This window comes from Streptomyces fodineus (genome assembly GCF_001735805.1).
Lineage (GTDB): Bacteria > Actinomycetota > Actinomycetes > Streptomycetales > Streptomycetaceae > Streptomyces > Streptomyces fodineus.
In genome coordinates this window covers 5,690,127-5,706,050 of record NZ_CP017248.1, presented here as the reverse complement: position 1 = coordinate 5,706,050, position 15,924 = coordinate 5,690,127, and the positions used below count along the sequence as shown (strand labels likewise).

General features: G+C 71.1%; 15 protein-coding genes and 1 tRNA gene. 7 read left to right on the top strand and 9 right to left on the bottom strand.

Annotated features, from left to right (window positions below):
• Window position 1: 1 nt before the first annotated feature.
• Window positions 2–637: a MerR family transcriptional regulator gene (locus tag BFF78_RS24475; protein ID WP_069783787.1), complete on the top strand. Its 636-nt coding sequence runs from the start codon at window positions 2–4 to the stop codon at window positions 635–637.
• A gap of 8 nt (window positions 638–645) precedes the next feature.
• Here BFF78_RS24475 and BFF78_RS24470 read toward each other — a convergent pair whose 3' ends face one another.
• Window positions 646–1,449, bottom strand: a complete 804-nt coding sequence (locus tag BFF78_RS24470; protein ID WP_069783786.1) for an exodeoxyribonuclease III — start codon at window positions 1,447–1,449, stop codon at window positions 646–648.
• 84 nt (window positions 1,450–1,533) lie between these two features.
• Here BFF78_RS24470 and BFF78_RS24465 point away from each other — a divergent pair, with 84 nt between their 5' ends.
• Window positions 1,534–2,010 carry a GNAT family N-acetyltransferase gene (locus BFF78_RS24465; RefSeq protein ID WP_099054921.1) on the top strand — a complete coding sequence of 159 codons (477 nt, stop codon included), beginning with the start codon at window positions 1,534–1,536 and terminating at the stop codon, window positions 2,008–2,010.
• Window positions 2,011–2,059: 49 nt separating this feature from the next.
• On the opposite strand, the gene BFF78_RS24460 is transcribed toward BFF78_RS24465, so the two are convergent.
• From BFF78_RS24460 to galU, 7 genes are all read right to left on the bottom strand, one after another.
• Window positions 2,060–2,133, bottom strand: a tRNA-Ala gene (locus tag BFF78_RS24460).
• A gap of 93 nt (window positions 2,134–2,226) precedes the next feature.
• Window positions 2,227–3,453, bottom strand: a complete 1,227-nt coding sequence (gene sepX, locus BFF78_RS24455; protein ID WP_193433531.1) for a divisome protein SepX/GlpR — start codon at window positions 3,451–3,453, stop codon at window positions 2,227–2,229.
• A gap of 188 nt (window positions 3,454–3,641) precedes the next feature.
• Complete coding sequence (locus BFF78_RS24450; RefSeq protein WP_193433530.1) at window positions 3,642–4,277, bottom strand: GNAT family N-acetyltransferase; 636 nt, start codon at window positions 4,275–4,277, stop codon at window positions 3,642–3,644.
• Window positions 4,278–4,297: 20 nt separating this feature from the next.
• Window positions 4,298–4,798, bottom strand: a complete 501-nt coding sequence (locus tag BFF78_RS24445) for a MogA/MoaB family molybdenum cofactor biosynthesis protein (RefSeq protein ID WP_069780354.1) — start codon at window positions 4,796–4,798, stop codon at window positions 4,298–4,300.
• The gene (gene moaC / locus BFF78_RS24440; RefSeq protein ID WP_069780353.1) at window positions 4,795–5,274 is read right to left on the bottom strand and encodes a cyclic pyranopterin monophosphate synthase MoaC; all 480 of its coding nucleotides are present in this window, start codon (window positions 5,272–5,274) and stop codon (window positions 4,795–4,797) included. The genes BFF78_RS24445 and moaC overlap by 4 nt, the downstream gene beginning before the upstream one ends.
• An 85-nt stretch (window positions 5,275–5,359) precedes the next feature.
• The gene (gene glp / locus BFF78_RS24435; RefSeq protein ID WP_069780352.1) at window positions 5,360–6,682 is read right to left on the bottom strand and encodes a molybdotransferase-like divisome protein Glp; all 1,323 of its coding nucleotides are present in this window, start codon (window positions 6,680–6,682) and stop codon (window positions 5,360–5,362) included.
• Window positions 6,679–7,590: a UTP--glucose-1-phosphate uridylyltransferase GalU gene (gene galU / locus BFF78_RS24430; protein ID WP_069780351.1), complete on the bottom strand. Its 912-nt coding sequence runs from the start codon at window positions 7,588–7,590 to the stop codon at window positions 6,679–6,681. The genes glp and galU overlap by 4 nt, the downstream gene beginning before the upstream one ends.
• A gap of 94 nt (window positions 7,591–7,684) precedes the next feature.
• On the opposite strand from galU, the gene BFF78_RS24425 reads away from it, so the two are divergent.
• A complete protein-coding gene (locus BFF78_RS24425; protein WP_079161458.1) occupies window positions 7,685–8,305 on the top strand; it encodes a 5-formyltetrahydrofolate cyclo-ligase in 621 nt (206 codons plus the stop codon).
• A 70-nt stretch (window positions 8,306–8,375) separates the two neighbouring features.
• Here the strand turns inward: BFF78_RS24425 and BFF78_RS24420 are convergent, their stop codons facing one another.
• A complete protein-coding gene (locus tag BFF78_RS24420) occupies window positions 8,376–11,192 on the bottom strand; it encodes a penicillin acylase family protein (protein WP_069780349.1) in 2,817 nt (938 codons plus the stop codon).
• A gap of 308 nt (window positions 11,193–11,500) precedes the next feature.
• Here BFF78_RS24420 and BFF78_RS24415 point away from each other — a divergent pair, with 308 nt between their 5' ends.
• The 4 genes from BFF78_RS24415 (at window position 11,501) to BFF78_RS24405 (ending at window position 15,866) form a co-directional block, all read left to right on the top strand.
• Window positions 11,501–12,964 (top strand): potassium/proton antiporter, encoded by a 1,464-nt coding sequence (locus BFF78_RS24415; RefSeq protein ID WP_418346682.1) that lies wholly within the window; start codon window positions 11,501–11,503, stop codon window positions 12,962–12,964.
• 276 nt (window positions 12,965–13,240) lie between these two features.
• Window positions 13,241–14,539: an MFS transporter gene (locus BFF78_RS24410; RefSeq protein WP_069780347.1), complete on the top strand. Its 1,299-nt coding sequence runs from the start codon at window positions 13,241–13,243 to the stop codon at window positions 14,537–14,539.
• 67 nt (window positions 14,540–14,606) lie between these two features.
• The gene (locus BFF78_RS43590) at window positions 14,607–14,933 is read left to right on the top strand and encodes an FmdB family zinc ribbon protein (protein ID WP_079161457.1); all 327 of its coding nucleotides are present in this window, start codon (window positions 14,607–14,609) and stop codon (window positions 14,931–14,933) included.
• A gap of 99 nt (window positions 14,934–15,032) precedes the next feature.
• On the top strand, window positions 15,033–15,866 hold the full coding sequence (locus tag BFF78_RS24405; protein WP_069780346.1) for an S-methyl-5'-thioadenosine phosphorylase: 834 nt from the start codon (window positions 15,033–15,035) through the stop codon (window positions 15,864–15,866).
• Window positions 15,867–15,924: the final 58 nt, after the last annotated feature.

Sequence of the window (15,924 nt, the reverse complement as noted above, 5' to 3'; positions counted from 1 at the left end):
CATGGAGGAGCTGGCGCGACTGGCCGGCATCACCGTGCGCACGCTGCGCTTCTACCGCGAACGCAAGCTGATCCCGCCGCCCCGCCGCGAGGGCCGTATCGCCTGGTACGACGACCACCACCTGGCCCGCCTGCGCACCATCGCCGCCTTGCTGGAGCGCGGCCACACCCTGAACGGCATCGCGGAACTCGCCGAAGCCCTCGACCAGGGCCGAGGCGTCGCCGACCTGCTCGGCGTCGGCACCCCCACCGAGGAGGAGCCGGTCCGCCTCACCCCGGAGGAACTCGCCGCCCGCTTCGAGGGCGAGGTCACCCCCGAGAACCTGGCCGCCGCCATGGAGCTCGGCTACCTCGGCACCGACGGCGACCAGATCGTCCACATCAGCCGGCGCCTGCTGGACGTCTCCTCCGCACTGGTCCGCGAGGGCATCCCGCTCGGTGAGGTCCTCACGGCCGCCGCCCGCGTCCGCGAACACGCCGACGCCCTGGCCGAACTCTTCGCCGACCTGATCCTGCGCCACGCCCCGGAGGAGGACCTGCACCGCCTGCGCCCGCTGGCCCGCAGCGTGGTGGAGGCCGAGCTCTCGCTGGCCCTGGACCGGCGCCTCACCAAGGACACGGGCGAGAACACAGCCTGACGGCGCGCCTAGAGGTCGTAGACGACGGTCACCGGTGCGTGGTCGGACCAGCGCTCGGCATGCGTGGCCGCGCGCTCGACGCAGCCCTTGACCGCCTTCCCGGCGAGACCGGGCGTGGCGACCTGGTAGTCGATGCGCCACCCGGAGTCGTTGTCGAAGGCCCGCCCGCGGTACGACCACCAGGTGTACGGCCCCTCGGCCTCGGGGTGCAGGGCGCGTACGACGTCGACGTAACCGCCCTCCTCGGCGGCGAACACCCGGCCGAGCCACTCCCGCTCCTCGGGCAGGAAGCCGGAGTTCTTGGTGTTGCCGCGCCAGTTCTTGAGGTCGGCCTGCTGGTGGGCGATGTTCCAGTCGCCGCACACGACCACTTCGCGGCCGTCGGCGGCGGCCCGCTCGCGCAGCGCCTTGAGGTGGGCGAGGAACTCGCCCATGAAGCGGACCTTCTCGTCCTGCCGCTCGGTGCCGACCTCGCCGGAGGGCAGGTAGAGGGAGGCGACGGTGACGCCGGGCAGGTCGGCCTCGACGTAGCGGCCGCTGCCGTCGAACTCGGCCGAGTCGAAACCGACCCGGACGCGGTCGGGCTCGCGCCGCGTGTAGAGGGAGACGCCCGCGCGGCCCTTGGCGGCGGCCGGGGCGTGCACGACATGCCAGCCGTCGGGCCGGCGCACCTCCTCGGGCAGCTGGTGCGGCTCGGCGCGCACCTCCTGCAGGCAGACGACGTCCGCGTCCGTCTGCGCGAGCCACTCCACGAAGCCCTTCTTGGCGGCGGCTCGCAGTCCGTTCACGTTCACCGAGGTCACAGTCAGCACCAGGGCACGATACCGGCACACTGGTCGGAGCCCGCCCCACGCAAGCCCGACGATCACTGTCCGCATAGAAGTACGATGCCTAGCATGAATATACGTCGCGTTCGTTTCGATCACCCCGACGCCGTGAAGCTCAACGACGAGGTCCAGGCCGAGTACGCCGTGCGCTACGGCGACGACGGCGACGCCACCGTCCTCGATGCGGCGCACTTCGACCCGCCGCGCGGCGTCTACCTGATCGCATACGACGAGCTCGACCGCCCCGTGGCCACTGGCGGCTGGCGCAGCCAGGACCGCAACGAGGAGGGCAACGAGGACGGCGACGCCGAGTTGAAGCGCATGTTCGTGATAGCGGAGATGCGCGGCCGGGGCCTGGCCCGCCGGATTCTCGCGGCCCTGGAGGAGGACGCCCGCATGGCCGGCCGTGTCCGCATGGTCCTGGAGACGGGCACCAAACAGCCGGAGGCCATCACCCTTTACACCTCGTGCGGCTACGAACCCTGCGCCAAGTTCGGCTACTACCGCCACTACGAGGACAGCCGCTGCTTCGCGAAGCGGCTGTAGACACGATGAAGCCCCGGTCGACTTTCGCCGACCGGGGCTTCATGCTGCGTGGACCTGAGGGGATTTGAACCCCTGGCCCCCTCGATGCGAACGAGGTGCGCTACCGGACTGCGCCACAGGCCCTTGCAACGAGTGAAACTCTAGCATCCCCATCGGGGTGCTTGGAAATCCGTTCCCTGACTGGTCAGAGGCGGGCTTGCAGGGGCGTGACGGCAGTCACTCGTTGGCCGCGCGCGGGCGGTCGCCGTCCTCGTACTGATCGAAGAGGGGCGTGCGTCCGCGCTCTCGCGCCCGGCGCGCGGAAGCCCCGGGGGTCGCCCCGCGCGAGCGGGTGCGGGCGTGGGGGAACGCGTCGCCGCGGCCGGCCCCCGGCTTGTCGCCGGACGCGGACGCCTGCTCGTCCGTCCCGGCCTCGGGCGCGCGGCTCGCCTCGTGCTCCGGCGCGACGGAGCTGGAGCGCGCCGAGCTCCAGGTGTCGGGCGCCCCCAGATCCACGTCGGACGTGGCACGCGGCGCGACCGGCGCGGTCACGTACGTCGGCAGGGGCACCGGCACCGGGTCCCAGCTGTCCCCGCCGGGCCGCCGCTGCCGCTCACGCTGCTGGTCGACCCACTCGGCGTGGTCCGTCTGCTCGACGAGCGCGCGCCGGTCCGCGGCGAGCGCGGAGAGCCCGGGGTCCGTGCCGGTCTCCAGGGCTCCCTCCGGTTCGTCGGCGGCGGAGTCCGGGTCGAGGGGCGCGCGCCGCCGCGGCTGGCGCTCCCGCAGCCGCTGGGCGGCGGCCTCGGCGCGCCTGCGGTCCATCTGGTAGGCGAAGCGACGGCGCTCCTGGGAGCGCAGGTACGCGATGTACGCGCTGAGCAGCACGGCCGGCGCGGCGGGCGCCCACAGGAAGGTGAGACCGCCGACGGCGGCGACGATCGCGCCGAGCGTGAAGGCGAGGAAGAGCACCACAGTGGTGCGCCTGCGGCGCGCGAGGACCTTCAAGCGCCGGGCGCGCGCTGCGGCCGTCTGCCCCGAGGGCGTCCGCCGCGCCGGCGGCACTCGCTTCCGCGCGGACGCGGAACCGGATGCGGGCGTGGACTTGGGCGCCGGCACGGCGGCCTGTTCGCGCACCGGTTCCGCCCTCCTGGGCGCCTCGGGATCGGCGTCGGCGTGGACCTGACGGCGGGTCGGAGGCATGGCGAAGGCACGGACGTCCACCGAGTCGGTGACGGCGTCCGGATCGCCGGTGTCCGGCTCCCCCTCCTGGGCGGAGCGCGCCCGCAGGTCCTTGGCGTACCGGCGCTCCATTCCCGCCCGTCCGGACAGCAGCCGGATGGCGGTGCTGAAGCGTTCCGTCGGACGGGCCTCGTTCAGCTCGTCCTGCCTACGGAGCCACATTGGCACCAAGTAGGCGGCCCAGGCCCCGACAATGACTGCGTAGATGAGGCCGCTGCTGCTCACGCCTCACACCGTAGAGGGGTTTACGCGAGGCCATCCGCCAATTGGGCCGGTGTGTCGCACGATCTGGCTGATATTTCCAGCTTTTTTTGCGACCGATGCGATCAGTTGACCGCCGCGGGCGCGAATTCAATGCCCTGTGACGGTCAGCATCCGATCAATTTCGAACACGTATTCAATTTTTCCCGGGGCTAGGCGGGATTCCCCGGGGTGTTCTCCCGCTCGCTGTGCCGCCCCTGCCGAGAGCGTGCCCGCTGCCACCGCGCGAGCAACCCGTCGGGCACCTCTTCCGCGGTGAGCGCGTACACCAGGTGGTCGCGCCAGGCGCCGTCGATGTGCAGATAACGCGGCCGGAGCCCCTCCTCGCGGAATCCGAGTTTCTCCACCACCCGCCGGCTGGGCCGGTTCTCGGGGCGAATGCAGACCTCGATGCGGTGCAGCCCGACCATGCGGAAACAGTGGTCCACCACGAGCGCGACGGCCGTCGGCATGACCCCGCGCCCGGCCACCGACTCGTCCACCCAGTAGCCGATGTGCCCCGAGCACATCGATCCCCAGGTGATCCCGGCGACGGTCAACTGCCCGACGAGCCGCCCCTGGTACTCGATGACGAACGGCAGCATCCGGCCCGCGTTGGCCTCGGAGCGCAGGTGCCGCACCATCTGGCGGTAGGTCGGCCGGTGCGCGATCGGCCCGCTCGGCGTGGGCGGCGGGATGGTCGCCTCCCAGGGGCGCAGCCAGTCCCGGTTGCGCCGGTTCACCTCGCGCCAGGCCCGCTGGTCGCGCAGCCTTATCGGCCGGAGGACGACATCGCCGTCCACCAGCACGACGGGCCAGGAAGGGCTGTTCAGCTCGCACCCCCGCTACTGGGTCTGGGGTGGTCGCCGCCGCGGATCTGCTCGACGGCGTGGACCAGCAGGGGTTCCAGCACGGCGAGGCCGTCCTTCACCCCGCCCGTGGAACCCGGCAGATTGACGATCAGGGTCCGCCCCACGACACCGGCCAGGCCCCGGGAGAGCGCCGCCGTCGGGACCTTCTCCCGCCCGAACGCCCGGATGGCCTCCGCGATGCCCGGCACCTCGTGGTCGATCACCGCACGGGTGGCCTCGGGAGTGCGGTCGGTGGGCGAGATGCCGGTGCCGCCGGTGGTGACGATGACGTCGTACCCGGCGTCGGCTCCCGCGCGCAGCGCCGCCCGGACGGGGTCCCCGTCCGGGACGACCTGAGGCCCGTCGACGTCGAAGCCGAAGCCCTTCAGGCCGTCGGCGATCAGGGGGCCGCCCTTGTCCTCGTAGACGCCCGCGGCGGCCCTGTTGGAGGCGGTGACGACCAGAGCACGATAGGTCATGCCCGGCTCCAGTCGCCCGACTTGCCGCCCGTCTTCTCCTCCACGCGTACGTCCGTGATGACCGCTCCCTTGTCGACCGCCTTGACCATGTCGATCACGGTGAGCGCGGCGACCGTCACGGCGGTGAGGGCCTCCATCTCGACGCCCGTACGGTCCGTCGTCTTCACGGTGGCCTGGATCTCCACGGCGTCGTCCGCGACCGACAGATCCAGTCTCACACCGGACACCGACAACGGGTGGCACAGCGGGATCAGGTCCGGGGTGCGCTTGGCGCCCATGATGCCGGCGATACGCGCGGTGGCCAGGGCGTCCCCCTTGGGCACCCCCTCGCCGCGCAGCAGCTCGACCACGCGCGGTGAGACGAGGACGCGGCCGCTGGCGCGGGCGGTGCGCGCGGTCACGTCCTTCCCCGATACGTCGACCATGCGGGCCGCGCCCGAGTCGTCGATGTGCGTCAGTCCGTCCTGCGTACTCATGGTGTGTGCCGCTCCCGGTCCGGGCCCGTCACAGTGCGGTGCGCGGGCCTGTTGTGCGCGACACGGTACCCCCAACCAGCAGGGCTCAGCCGAGCAGGACCACCTCCACCTCGGCGCCGGGCTCGACGCACTCCACGTCCTCGGGGACGACGATCAGGGCGTCCGCGCGCGCCAGCGCCGCGATCAGGTGCGAGCCGGCACCGCCCACGGGGGTCACCTCGCCGTCGCCGTAGGCACCGCGCAGGAACTGCCGGCGCCCCTTGGGCGAGCGCAGCGCCTTGTCCGCCTTCAGGGTGGCCCGGGCCCGGGGCCGGTGCACGTCCGGCAGGCCCATCAGGGTGCGGACGGCGGGACGGACGAACAGCTCGAAGGAGACGTACGACGACACCGGGTTTCCCGGCAGGGCCAGCAGCGGGGTGTGGTCGGGGCCGATGGAGCCGAAGCCCTGGGGCTTGCCGGGCTGCATGGCGAGCTTGCGGAACTCCACGCCGCTGCCCGCCTCGTCCTCGTCGCCGACGTACGACAGCGCCTCCTTGACGACGTCGTACGCCCCGACGCTCACCCCGCCCGTGGTCACCATCAGGTCGGCGCGGACCAGCTGGTCCTCGATGGTGGAGCGGAGGGTCTCGGCGTCGTCGGCGACGGCGCCCACCCGGTAGGCGATGGCGCCGGCGTCCCGCGCGGCGGCGGTGAGGGCGAAGCTGTTGGAGTCGTAGATCTGGCCGCCGGCCAGCTCCTCGCCGGGCTGGACGAGTTCGCTGCCGGTGGACAGGACGACCACGCGCGGGCGCGGGCGCACGCGTACCGTGCCGCGGCCGATCGCCGCCAGCAGCGCGATCTGCGGCGGGCCGAGGATCGTCCCGGCCTCCAGGGCGCGGTCGCCGGCCTTCACATCGCTGCCCTCCGCGCGCACGTGCGCGCGTGCCTCGGCGGGGCGGTGCACGCGCACCTGACCCTGGGCGCCCTCGGGGGCCAGGCTGCGCGCCCGCATGCCGTGCACCGGGCCTTCGGCCAGTCCGCCGTCCGTCCACTCCACCGGGACGACGGCCTCGGCGCCGGGCGGCAGCGGGGCGCCGGTCATGATCCGGGCGGCCTGGCCCGGCCCGACCCGGACCAGGTCTGCCGCGCCCGCCGCGACGTCCCCGACGACCTCCAGGACGGCCGGGAACTCCTCACTGGCGCCCGCGACGTCGGCGACCCGCACCGCGTACCCGTCCATGGAGCTGTTGTCGAACGGCGGCAGGGACACCGGCACCGTGACGTCGTCGACCAGGACGCAGCCCTGGGCGTCGAGCAGTTGCAGCTCGATGGGTTCCAGGGGGCGGACGGTCGAGAGGATGTCCTCCAGGTGCTCGTCCACCGACCACAGGTCGTCCGGGCCGGCGGGGCGGGTCGCGGCGCTGCTCAAGATTGCTGCATCTCCTCGGCTACGTAACTGCGAAGCCAGGTCCGGAAGTCCGGGCCCAGGTCTTCACGTTCGCACGCGAGTCTGACAATGGCACGCAGATAGTCGCCGCGGTCGCCGGTGTCATAGCGGCGGCCCTGGAAGACGACGCCGTGCACCGGCCCGCCGACCTTCTCGTCCGCGGCGAGCTGCTGGAGGGCGTCGGTCAGCTGGATCTCGCCGCCGCGGCCCGGCTCGGTCTTGCGGAGTATGTCGAAGATGTGCGGGTCGAGGACATAGCGGCCGATGACCGCGTAGTGGGACGGGGCGTCCGCCGGGTCCGGCTTCTCGACCAGACCGGTCACCCGCACGACGTCACCGTCGGCGGTCCCCTCCACGGCCGCGCAGCCGTAGAGATGGATCTGCTCGGGGGCGACCTCCATGAGGGCGATCACGCTGCCGCCGTGCTGCTCCTGGACCTCGATCATGCGCTGCAGGAGCGGATCACGCGGGTCGATCAGGTCGTCGCCCAGCAGCACCGCGAACGGCTCGTGGCCCACGTGCGGGGCGGCGCACAGCACGGCGTGGCCCAGACCCCTGGGATCGCCCTGGCGTACGTAGTGCATGGTCGCCAGGTCGCTGGACTCCCGCACCTTCGCGAGCCGTTCGGCGTCGCGCTTCTTCTCCAGCGCCGATTCCAGCTCGTAGTTGCGGTCGAAGTGGTCCTCCAGCGGGCGCTTGTTGCGTCCGGTGATCATGAGGACGTCGTCGAGCCCCGCCGACACGGCCTCCTCGACCACGTACTGGATCGCCGGCTTGTCCACGACCGGCAGCATCTCCTTGGGAGTGGCCTTCGTGGCCGGCAGGAACCGGGTGCCAAGGCCCGCCGCGGGAATGACAGCCTTGCTGATCCTGGGGTGCGACTGAGTCATGTCCGCAACCATATCCGGTGCCTTTGTGCGGAAACTGTGGCTCCGGTTGGTTGACCCTTTATGACTGCATTCAAGAAGGGTGCGAGAACGACCCGTGGAACACGACGGACGCGCGAGCGAGCCTGACAAGCGAACGTTGCGGCGAGAGCTCCTCGCGTTGAGGAGCAGGTTGACGGACGATGACGTCGGCGAGACGGGCCGTGTGCTGGCGCGGCGCGCCCTGGACCTGCCCGAGCTGGCGCATGCGCGCACGGTGGCGGCGTACGTCTCCGTGGGGAGCGAGCCCGGCACGCGGGCGCTGCTGGACACGCTGCGCGCGCGGGGCGTGCGGGTCCTGCTCCCCGCGCTCCTGCCCGACAACGATCTGGACTGGGGCGAGTACACCGGCCCGGACTCCCTCGCGCGGGTCCAACACGGCGGGAAAATGGCGCTTTTCGAGCCCTCCGGCACGCGTCTCGGCCCGGACGCCGTGACGGCCGCGGACGTCGTCCTGCTGCCCGGCCTCGCGGTCGACGCGCGCGGAATGCGCCTGGGACGCGGCGGAGGGTCGTACGACCGCGTACTGGCCCGGCTGGACCGCGCCGGTGTACGTCCCCGGCTCGTGGTGCTCCTGTACGACACGGAGGTCGTCGCGCGTGTCCCGGCGGAGGCGCACGACAAGCCCGTGCACGCCGTGGTGACGCCCTCGGGCGTGCGCCGCTTCCCGGGCGCCTGACCGGACGCGCGGTACGCGAAACGGCCCTCCGCGCGTGCGCGTGGAGGGCCGTTTCCGTGCCGTCAGTGGGTCACGGCTTGAGGACGAGGGCGTCGCTCGTACTCTGGTCGACCGCCTTGCCCGTGAACGACCAGGGCAGCAGCTCGCCCTTGGCCCACAGGCTCGTCTGGTCCGTGTAGTGCGCGCTGAAGGCGTGCCCGGAGGCGCCGGTCAGGTTGATCCACTTGGACTTGTCGAAGTCGGCGAGGTTGACGACCATCCGCATGGACGGCACCCAGACGACGTTGTAGCCGCCGGCGGCGTTCCAGCCGGTCGCGTTCACCGTGGCCTCGCCGCCGCTGAGCTTCCAGGGGCCGCGGTTGAGGATGTACTGCAGGGCCTGGGGGCCGTCGGTGCCGAGCGTCTGGTTCTTCAGGAACAGGCGGTGCAGCCGGCCCCAGCTCCAGGTGTCGATGTCCTTGCCGAGCTTGGCGGTGAGCTCCCAGCGGGCGTCGATCATGGCGCGGGCGAAGAGCTGGTCCATGGTGTTCGCCGCGGGACGGGTGCCCGACTTGGGCGTCTTCCACCAGTCACTGTCCGGCTTGTCCATCAGGGTGCGCACGACCTCGAACCAGCGGTCGCCGCCGTCCGGCTGCGCCTGGTCGGTGTCGCGCTGACCGCACTCGCGCACCTTGGTGTCGTCGTCGACCGGGCCGGTGCTGTCGATCTTGTCGACCCACAGGCACTGTCCCTGGACGCGCACCTCCTTGGGCAGCTTGTTCCCGAAGGCGAGCTTGAGGATGTTGCGCCAGACCGCGTTGAAGTAGGCGGCCGCCGCGGAGTCGGACTCCTGGGTGTAGTCCCAGCCCTCCAGCAGCTTCTGCGCGTCCCGCACGTTCTTGTCGGCGAGGTTGATCTTCAGCAGCTTCGGCACCAGGAGCTTGGCGATCTCGCTGCTGTTGTCCAGCTGCATCTGCCGCATGTCGTCGGTCGAGATCTTGCCGCCGTCCTTGATCTTGGACTCGATCAGGTCGGTGATGCGCTGGCTGCGGGTGCCGTAGCCCCAGTCGGTGGTGAGCGTGTACGGGTACTTGTCCTTGCCGACCACGGCCTGGTTGGCGGTGACGATGTAGCCGCGCGCGGGGTCGAACTCGTACGGCAGCTCGCTCTGCTTGACGAAGCCGGTCCAGCGGTACTTCGAGTCCCAGCCCGGTGCCGGGATGGAGCCGTCGTCGACGGAGGAGCGCGTGGGGATCTTGCCGGGCAGCGTGTAGCCGATGTGGTTGTCGGTGTCGGCGTAGACCAGGTTCTGCGAGGGCACGTCGAACAGGGCGGCCGCCTGGCGGAAATCGCTCCAGCCCGCCGCCTTGTCGAGGGCGAAGATGGCGTCCATGGAGGTGCCCGGGTCCAGCGCGGTCCACCTCAGGGCGATGCCGTAGCCGTCACCGCGGTCGGGGGCGGCGGTGTTGACGGTGGCCCGCCTGCCGACCTGGACGAGTTCGTCGTCACGGTCCGACAGCAGCGGCATCCCGTCCTGGGTCTGGCGCACGACGATCGTCTTGGCGGCGCCGCCGGCGACCTTGATGGTCTCCTCGCGGGTCTGGAAGGGCCGGACCTTGCCGTCGTACAGGTAGCCGTTCGCGGTCACCTTCTCCAGGTAGAGGTCGGTGACGTCGACTCCGGAGTTGGTCATGCCCCAGGCGATGTTCGCGTTATGGCCGATGATCACACCGGGCATGCCGGCAAAGGTGTAGCCGGTCACGTCGTACTGGCACTTGCTGGAGACGCTGCGGCAGTGCAGGCCCATCTGGTACCAGACGGACGGCAGCGACGCCGACAGGTGCGGGTCGTTGGCGAGCAGCGGCTTCTTGGTGATGGTGTACTTCCCGGACACCACCCAGGAGTTGGAGCCGATGCCCTGGCCGTTCACGCCGACGGCCGTCGGGACGTTGTCCAGGACCTTGTAGAGGCCCGCGAGCTGGCTTGTGAGCGACGATCCGGTGGCGCCCGAGGTGGAGGAGCCGGACGTGCCCGTCGTGCGCCCAGAGGCGCCCGTGGCGCCGCCGGACGTGCCGGACGTGCCCGTCGTGCCGGTGCCCTGCGAGGTTCCGGTGCCGCCGCCCTGCTGGAAGGACTTGGTCAGCCGGCTGTACCGGCCTTCCTGCACGATCGGCTTGTTACGGCCGTACGGGTACTCCGGGTACAGGTCCGCGATCTGCTGGGGGCCGAGCCGGCTGGACATCAGGGCGCGGTCGATCTCGTCCTTCATGTTGCCGCGCAGGTCCCAGGCCATCGCCTTCAGCCAGGAGACGGAGTCGACCGGGGTCCACTTCTGCGGCTTGTAGTCGTTGGTGAAGCCCAGGGCGGCGTATTCCAGGGAGATGTCCTTGCCGTCCTTGCCCTGAAGGTAGGCGTTGACACCCTTGGCGTACGCCTGCAGGTACTGCTTCGCGGCGGCCGAGAGCTTGGTGTCGTACTCCCGCTGGGCGATGCGGTCCCAGCCGAGGGTGCGCAGGAACTCGTCGTTCTTGACCTGGCTCTTGCCGAACATCTCCGACAGGCGCCCGGAGGTCATGTGCCGGCGCACGTCCATCTCCCAGAACCGGTCCTGCGCCTGGACGTAGCCCTGCGCCATGAACAGGTCCTCGTCGGAGGACGCGTAGATCTGCGGGATGCCGTTGCCGTCCCGCTTGACGTCGACCGGCCCCGAAAGGCCTGGGAGCGTGATGGTGCCCTTGGTCTGCGGGAAGGAGGCGCGGACGGTACTGATCGACCAGTACGCGCCGTAGGCGATGCCTCCGATGATGGCCAGTACCAGGACCAGCACGATCAATCGGGCTTTGCGCCCCTTCTTCCTGCCGGACTTGGCGGGCTTGTCACCCGTTGTGGCGGTGGTGTTGGGGGGCATCGCTGTCCTTGCTGTCCTAACGCGAGCGGCAGGTCGGGCTGTGACTTTGAATGAGCGCTGGAGCAACCATAGGCGCAGGGCCCTGTCCCGCTTGACGCGGAGTCGGGAACCAGCGCGCACGAGCGTTCGATCTTGCCCGGCCGAGCGTCAAGAAAGCGTCAAGACTTAGGTAAGGTAACGAAGTACTTGGGTGCGGTGCGCCGCAGCCTCGGTCTTGTGTACGTCAGCCCGCGCGCCGGCACGCGGGCCAAGGAAGGGAACCGCCGCTGACTGTTCACCACCTCAACCAGCTTCTGCTCGTCTGCTCCGTGGTCCTGCTCGTCGCCGTCGCGGCCGTGCGGATCTCCTCCCGCAGCGGGCTCCCCAGCCTGCTCGTCTACCTGGCGATCGGCGTCCTCATGGGCCAGGACGGCATCGGCGAAATCCACTTCAACAGCGCCGCGGTGACCCAGGTCATGGGGTACGCGGCCCTGGTCGTGATCCTCGCCGAGGGCGGTCTCGGCACGAAGTGGAAGGAGATCAGGCCGGTCCTGTCGTCCGCCTCCGTCCTGGCGACCGCCGGAGTGGCCGTCAGCGTGGGCGTCACCGCGGCGGGCGCGCACTATCTGGTCGGGCTGGGCTGGCGGCAGGCGCTCATCATCGGCGCGGTGGTGTCGTCGACGGACGCGGCGGCGGTCTTCTCGGTCCTGCGCAGAATTCCCCTCCCCGCGCGCGTGACGGGCACGCTGGAGGCGGAGTCCGGCTTCAACGACGCCCCGGTGGTCATCCTGGTCGTCGCCTTCTGCACGGCCGGCCCGGTCGAGCACTGGTACGTCCTGCTGGGCGAGATCGCCCTGGAGCTGGCCATCGGCGCGGCCATAGGGCTCGCGGTGGGCTGGTTCGGCTCCTGGGGGCTCAGGCACGTGGCCCTGCCGGCCTCCGGCCTCTACCCGATCGCGGTGATGGCGATCGCGGTGACGGCGTACGCCGCCGGCGCCCTCGCGCACGGCAGCGGCTTCCTGGCCGTCTACCTCGCCTCGATGATGCTCGGCAACGCCAGGCTCCCGCACTGGCCGGCCACGCGCGGCTTCGCCGAGGGGCTCGGCTGGATCGCCCAGATCGGCATGTTCGTCCTGCTCGGCCTGCTGGTCACCCCCCACGATCTGGGCGACGACGTCTGGCCCGCCCTGGTCATAGGGCTGGTCCTGACCATGGTGGCCCGCCCGCTCAGTGTGGTGCTCAGCCTGGCGCCGTTCCGCGTGCCGTGGCAGGAGCAGACGCTGATGTCGTGGGCGGGGCTGCGCGGCGCCGTGCCCATCATCCTGGCCACCATCCCGATGGTGAACGGCGTCACCGGCAGCCGCCGCATCTTCAACATCGTCTTCGTGCTGGTCGTGGTCTACACCCTCGTCCAGGGGCCGACCCTGCCCTGGCTGGCGCGCACGCTGCGCCTGGGCGAGGAGGGCGAGGCCTCCGATCTCGGCATCGAGTCGGCGCCTCTGGAGCGGCTGCGCGGGCACCTGCTGTCCATCTCGATCCCCGAGGGCTCCCGGATGCACGGCGTGGAGGTCAACGAGCTGCGCCTGCCGCCCGGGGCCGCCGTCACCCTCGTCGTACGCGAAGGAAAATCGTTTGTTCCGCTGCCCACGACGGTGCTGCGCCGGGACGACGAACTGCTCGTCGTCGCCACCGACCCGGTGCGCGACGCGGCGGAGCGACGCCTGCGCGCGGTCGCCCACGGCGGCAAGCTGGCGGGCTGGCTGGGCACGAACGGGGCGGGCAGGCCGCATTAAGGGCATGTTTCGCACAGTTCACACCCCGTGAAATCCCAGGTGACCGCGCGCATGGTGCTCGTTTTCACAGCCGTGGGAGCCGGTGATCCCTGTACCATGAAGGCGCACCCTGATCGAACCAACTCTGCCTGACGCAGAGCTGGCGCGACCGTATGGCGGCCGGGCCTCCCCACCCGCAGTGGGCGCCGGTATCTACCGCAGTCCGCGCAAGAGGACAGCTCTCGGCACCCGGGCCGCACAAGGCCCGCGCTACCAGGCGGCAGAAAGGCACGGGCCGTGGGATCCACGGTCACCACCACCGAACCGGAGAAGACCTCGCCGGCCTCGTCCCGCCCGGGATACGGACAGCTGCTGCGCACCCGCGGCGCCTGGACCTTCCTGCTCCCCGGTTTCGCGGCGCGTCAGCCGTTCGCGATGCTCACCCTCTCGATCGTGCTGCTGGTGCAGCACACCACCGGCTCGTACGGCGCCGCGGGCGCCACCGCGGCCGCCACCGGTGTCTCCATGGCGCTGTTCGCGCCCTACAGCGGCCGCCTCGCGGACCGCTACGGCCAGCGCGCCGTGCTGATCCCCGGCGTTCTCGTGCACACCGTGGCGGGCCTGTCGCTGACGGCGCTCGCGCTGGCACACGCGCCCCTGTGGGCGCTGTTCCTGGCGGCCGTCCCGACCGGCGCCTCGGTGCCGCAGGTCGGTCCCATGGTGCGTGCCCGCTGGGGCGTGAAGCTGCAGGGCTCGCCCCTGATGACCACCGCGGCGGCGTTCGAGTCGGTCACGGACGAGCTGACGTTCGTCTTCGGTCCGCTGCTGGCGACCGCGCTGTGCACCACGGTGACACCGGCGGCCGGCCTGGTCACGGAGGGCGCGCTGACCCTCGTCGGCGGTCTGCTGTTCGCGGCGCAGAAGGGCACGCAGCCGCCGGTGAGCCGGGACAGCGGGCACGCGCGCGTGAAGCACGCCTCCGCCCTGCGCGTGCCGGGCGTGCGCGTGCTGGTCGTGACCTTCCTGGGCATCGGCTCCGTCTTCGGCGGCATGCAGGTGTCGCTGGCGGCGTTCACCGAGTCGATCGGCGAGCCCGGCCTGAACGGCGTCCTGTACGGCGTCTTCGCCGCCGGAAACATGCTGTCCGGCATCGTCTGCGGCGCGATCGCCTGGAAGACCACCCCCCAGCACCGCCTGGTCGTCGGCTACACGGGGCTCGCGATCGTCGCGTCCGCGCTGTGGACGGCACACTCGGTCCTGCTGCTCGCCGGGCTCGGCCTGCTGGTCGGCATGTGCATCGCGCCGGCGCTGATCACCGGCTACACGCTGGTCGAGGGCCTGGTCCCGGCCGGTGCCCGCACCGAGGCCTTCACCTGGCTGACCGGCGCGGTCGCGCTCGGGCAGGCGGCGGCCGTCACCGTCGCCGGGCAGCTCGAGGACCGGCTGTGGGGCGGCGCGGGATTCCTGGTGCCGATGGCCGGCACCGTGCTCGCGCTGGCGACCCTGCTGACGCTGCGCTCGCGGCTGGTCGCACGCCGGCAGAACCGCACCGTCGCACGTGGCGTCGGTCACCGCGTGCCGGTGACGGTGGACTGATCCCCCGGAATACGTCACTATGGTTCGTCGTTAGCACTCATCGAGTGAGAGTGCCAGGAGGAAGACAGTGCCGACCTACCAGTACCAGTGCACCGAGTGCGGCGAGGGCCTTGAGGCGGTGCAGAAGTTCACCGATGACGCCTTGACCGAGTGCCCCAGCTGCGGTGGCCGCCTGAAGAAGGTGTTCTCCGCGGTCGGCATCGTCTTCAAGGGCTCCGGCTTCTACCGCAACGATTCCCGCGGCTCCACGTCGAGCAGCAGCCCGGCGTCGAAGCCGTCGAGCACGTCGTCGGCCGGCTCCTCCTCGTCCGACTCCAAGTCGTCGGCGTCGTCGGCGTCCTCGTCGTCCTCCTCGTCGCCTTCGTCGAGCTCCACCAGCAGCTCCGCGGCCTGACCCCTCTTCCCCGGACCCTGCCGTCATACGACGGCAGGGTCTTCGGCGCTTGTGGAATCGGGCTCCCCCACGGTTTCGCCGCCCGCTAATGTTCGGTTCATGGCGAACGCAGAGATCGGCGTAATCGGCGGCTCGGGCTTCTACTCGTTCCTCGACGACGTGACCGAGGTCCAGGTGGAGACCCCCTACGGGCCGCCCAGCGACTCCCTCTTCCTCGGCGAGATCGCCGGCCGGCGGGTCGCCTTCCTGCCCCGGCACGGCCGCGGCCACCACCTGCCGCCGCATCGCATCAACTACCGCGCCAACCTGTGGGCGCTGCGTTCCGTCGGCGTCCGGCAGGTGCTCGGCCCCAGTGCGGTGGGCGGCCTGCAGCCCGAGTACGGCCCCGGGACCCTCCTCGTGCCGGACCAGTTCGTGGACCGTACGAAGTCCCGGATGCAGTCGTACTTCGACGGGTTGCCGCTGCCCGACGGCACCGTGCCGAACGTCGTGCACGTCTCCATGGCCGACCCCTACTGCCCCGCCGGACGGGCCGTCGCCCTGAAGGCCGCCCGAGGACGGGACTGGGAGCCGGTGGACGGCGGCACGCTGGTCGTGGTCGAGGGACCGCGCTTCTCGACACGTGCCGAATCGTTGTGGCACCGGGCGCAGGGCTGGTCGGTCGTGGGCATGACCGGTCACCCCGAAGCGGCGCTCGCCCGGGAGCTGGAGCTCTGCTACACGTCGCTGACCCTGGTCACCGACCTCGACGCGGGCGCCGAGACCGGTGAGGGCGTCTCGCACGAGGAGGTGCTGCAAGTGTTCGCGGCGAACGTGGACCGGCTGCGCGATGTGCTGTTCGACGCGGTGGCGGCGCTTCCGGAGACCGGCGCACGGGACTGCCTGTGCGTGGACGCGCTCGGCGGGATGGATCCGGGCTTCGAGCTGCCGTAGCGCACTCGCGAGGAGTCCCCGGGTGCCGTGGACGAGCACCCTGTGGACGAACAGCGGA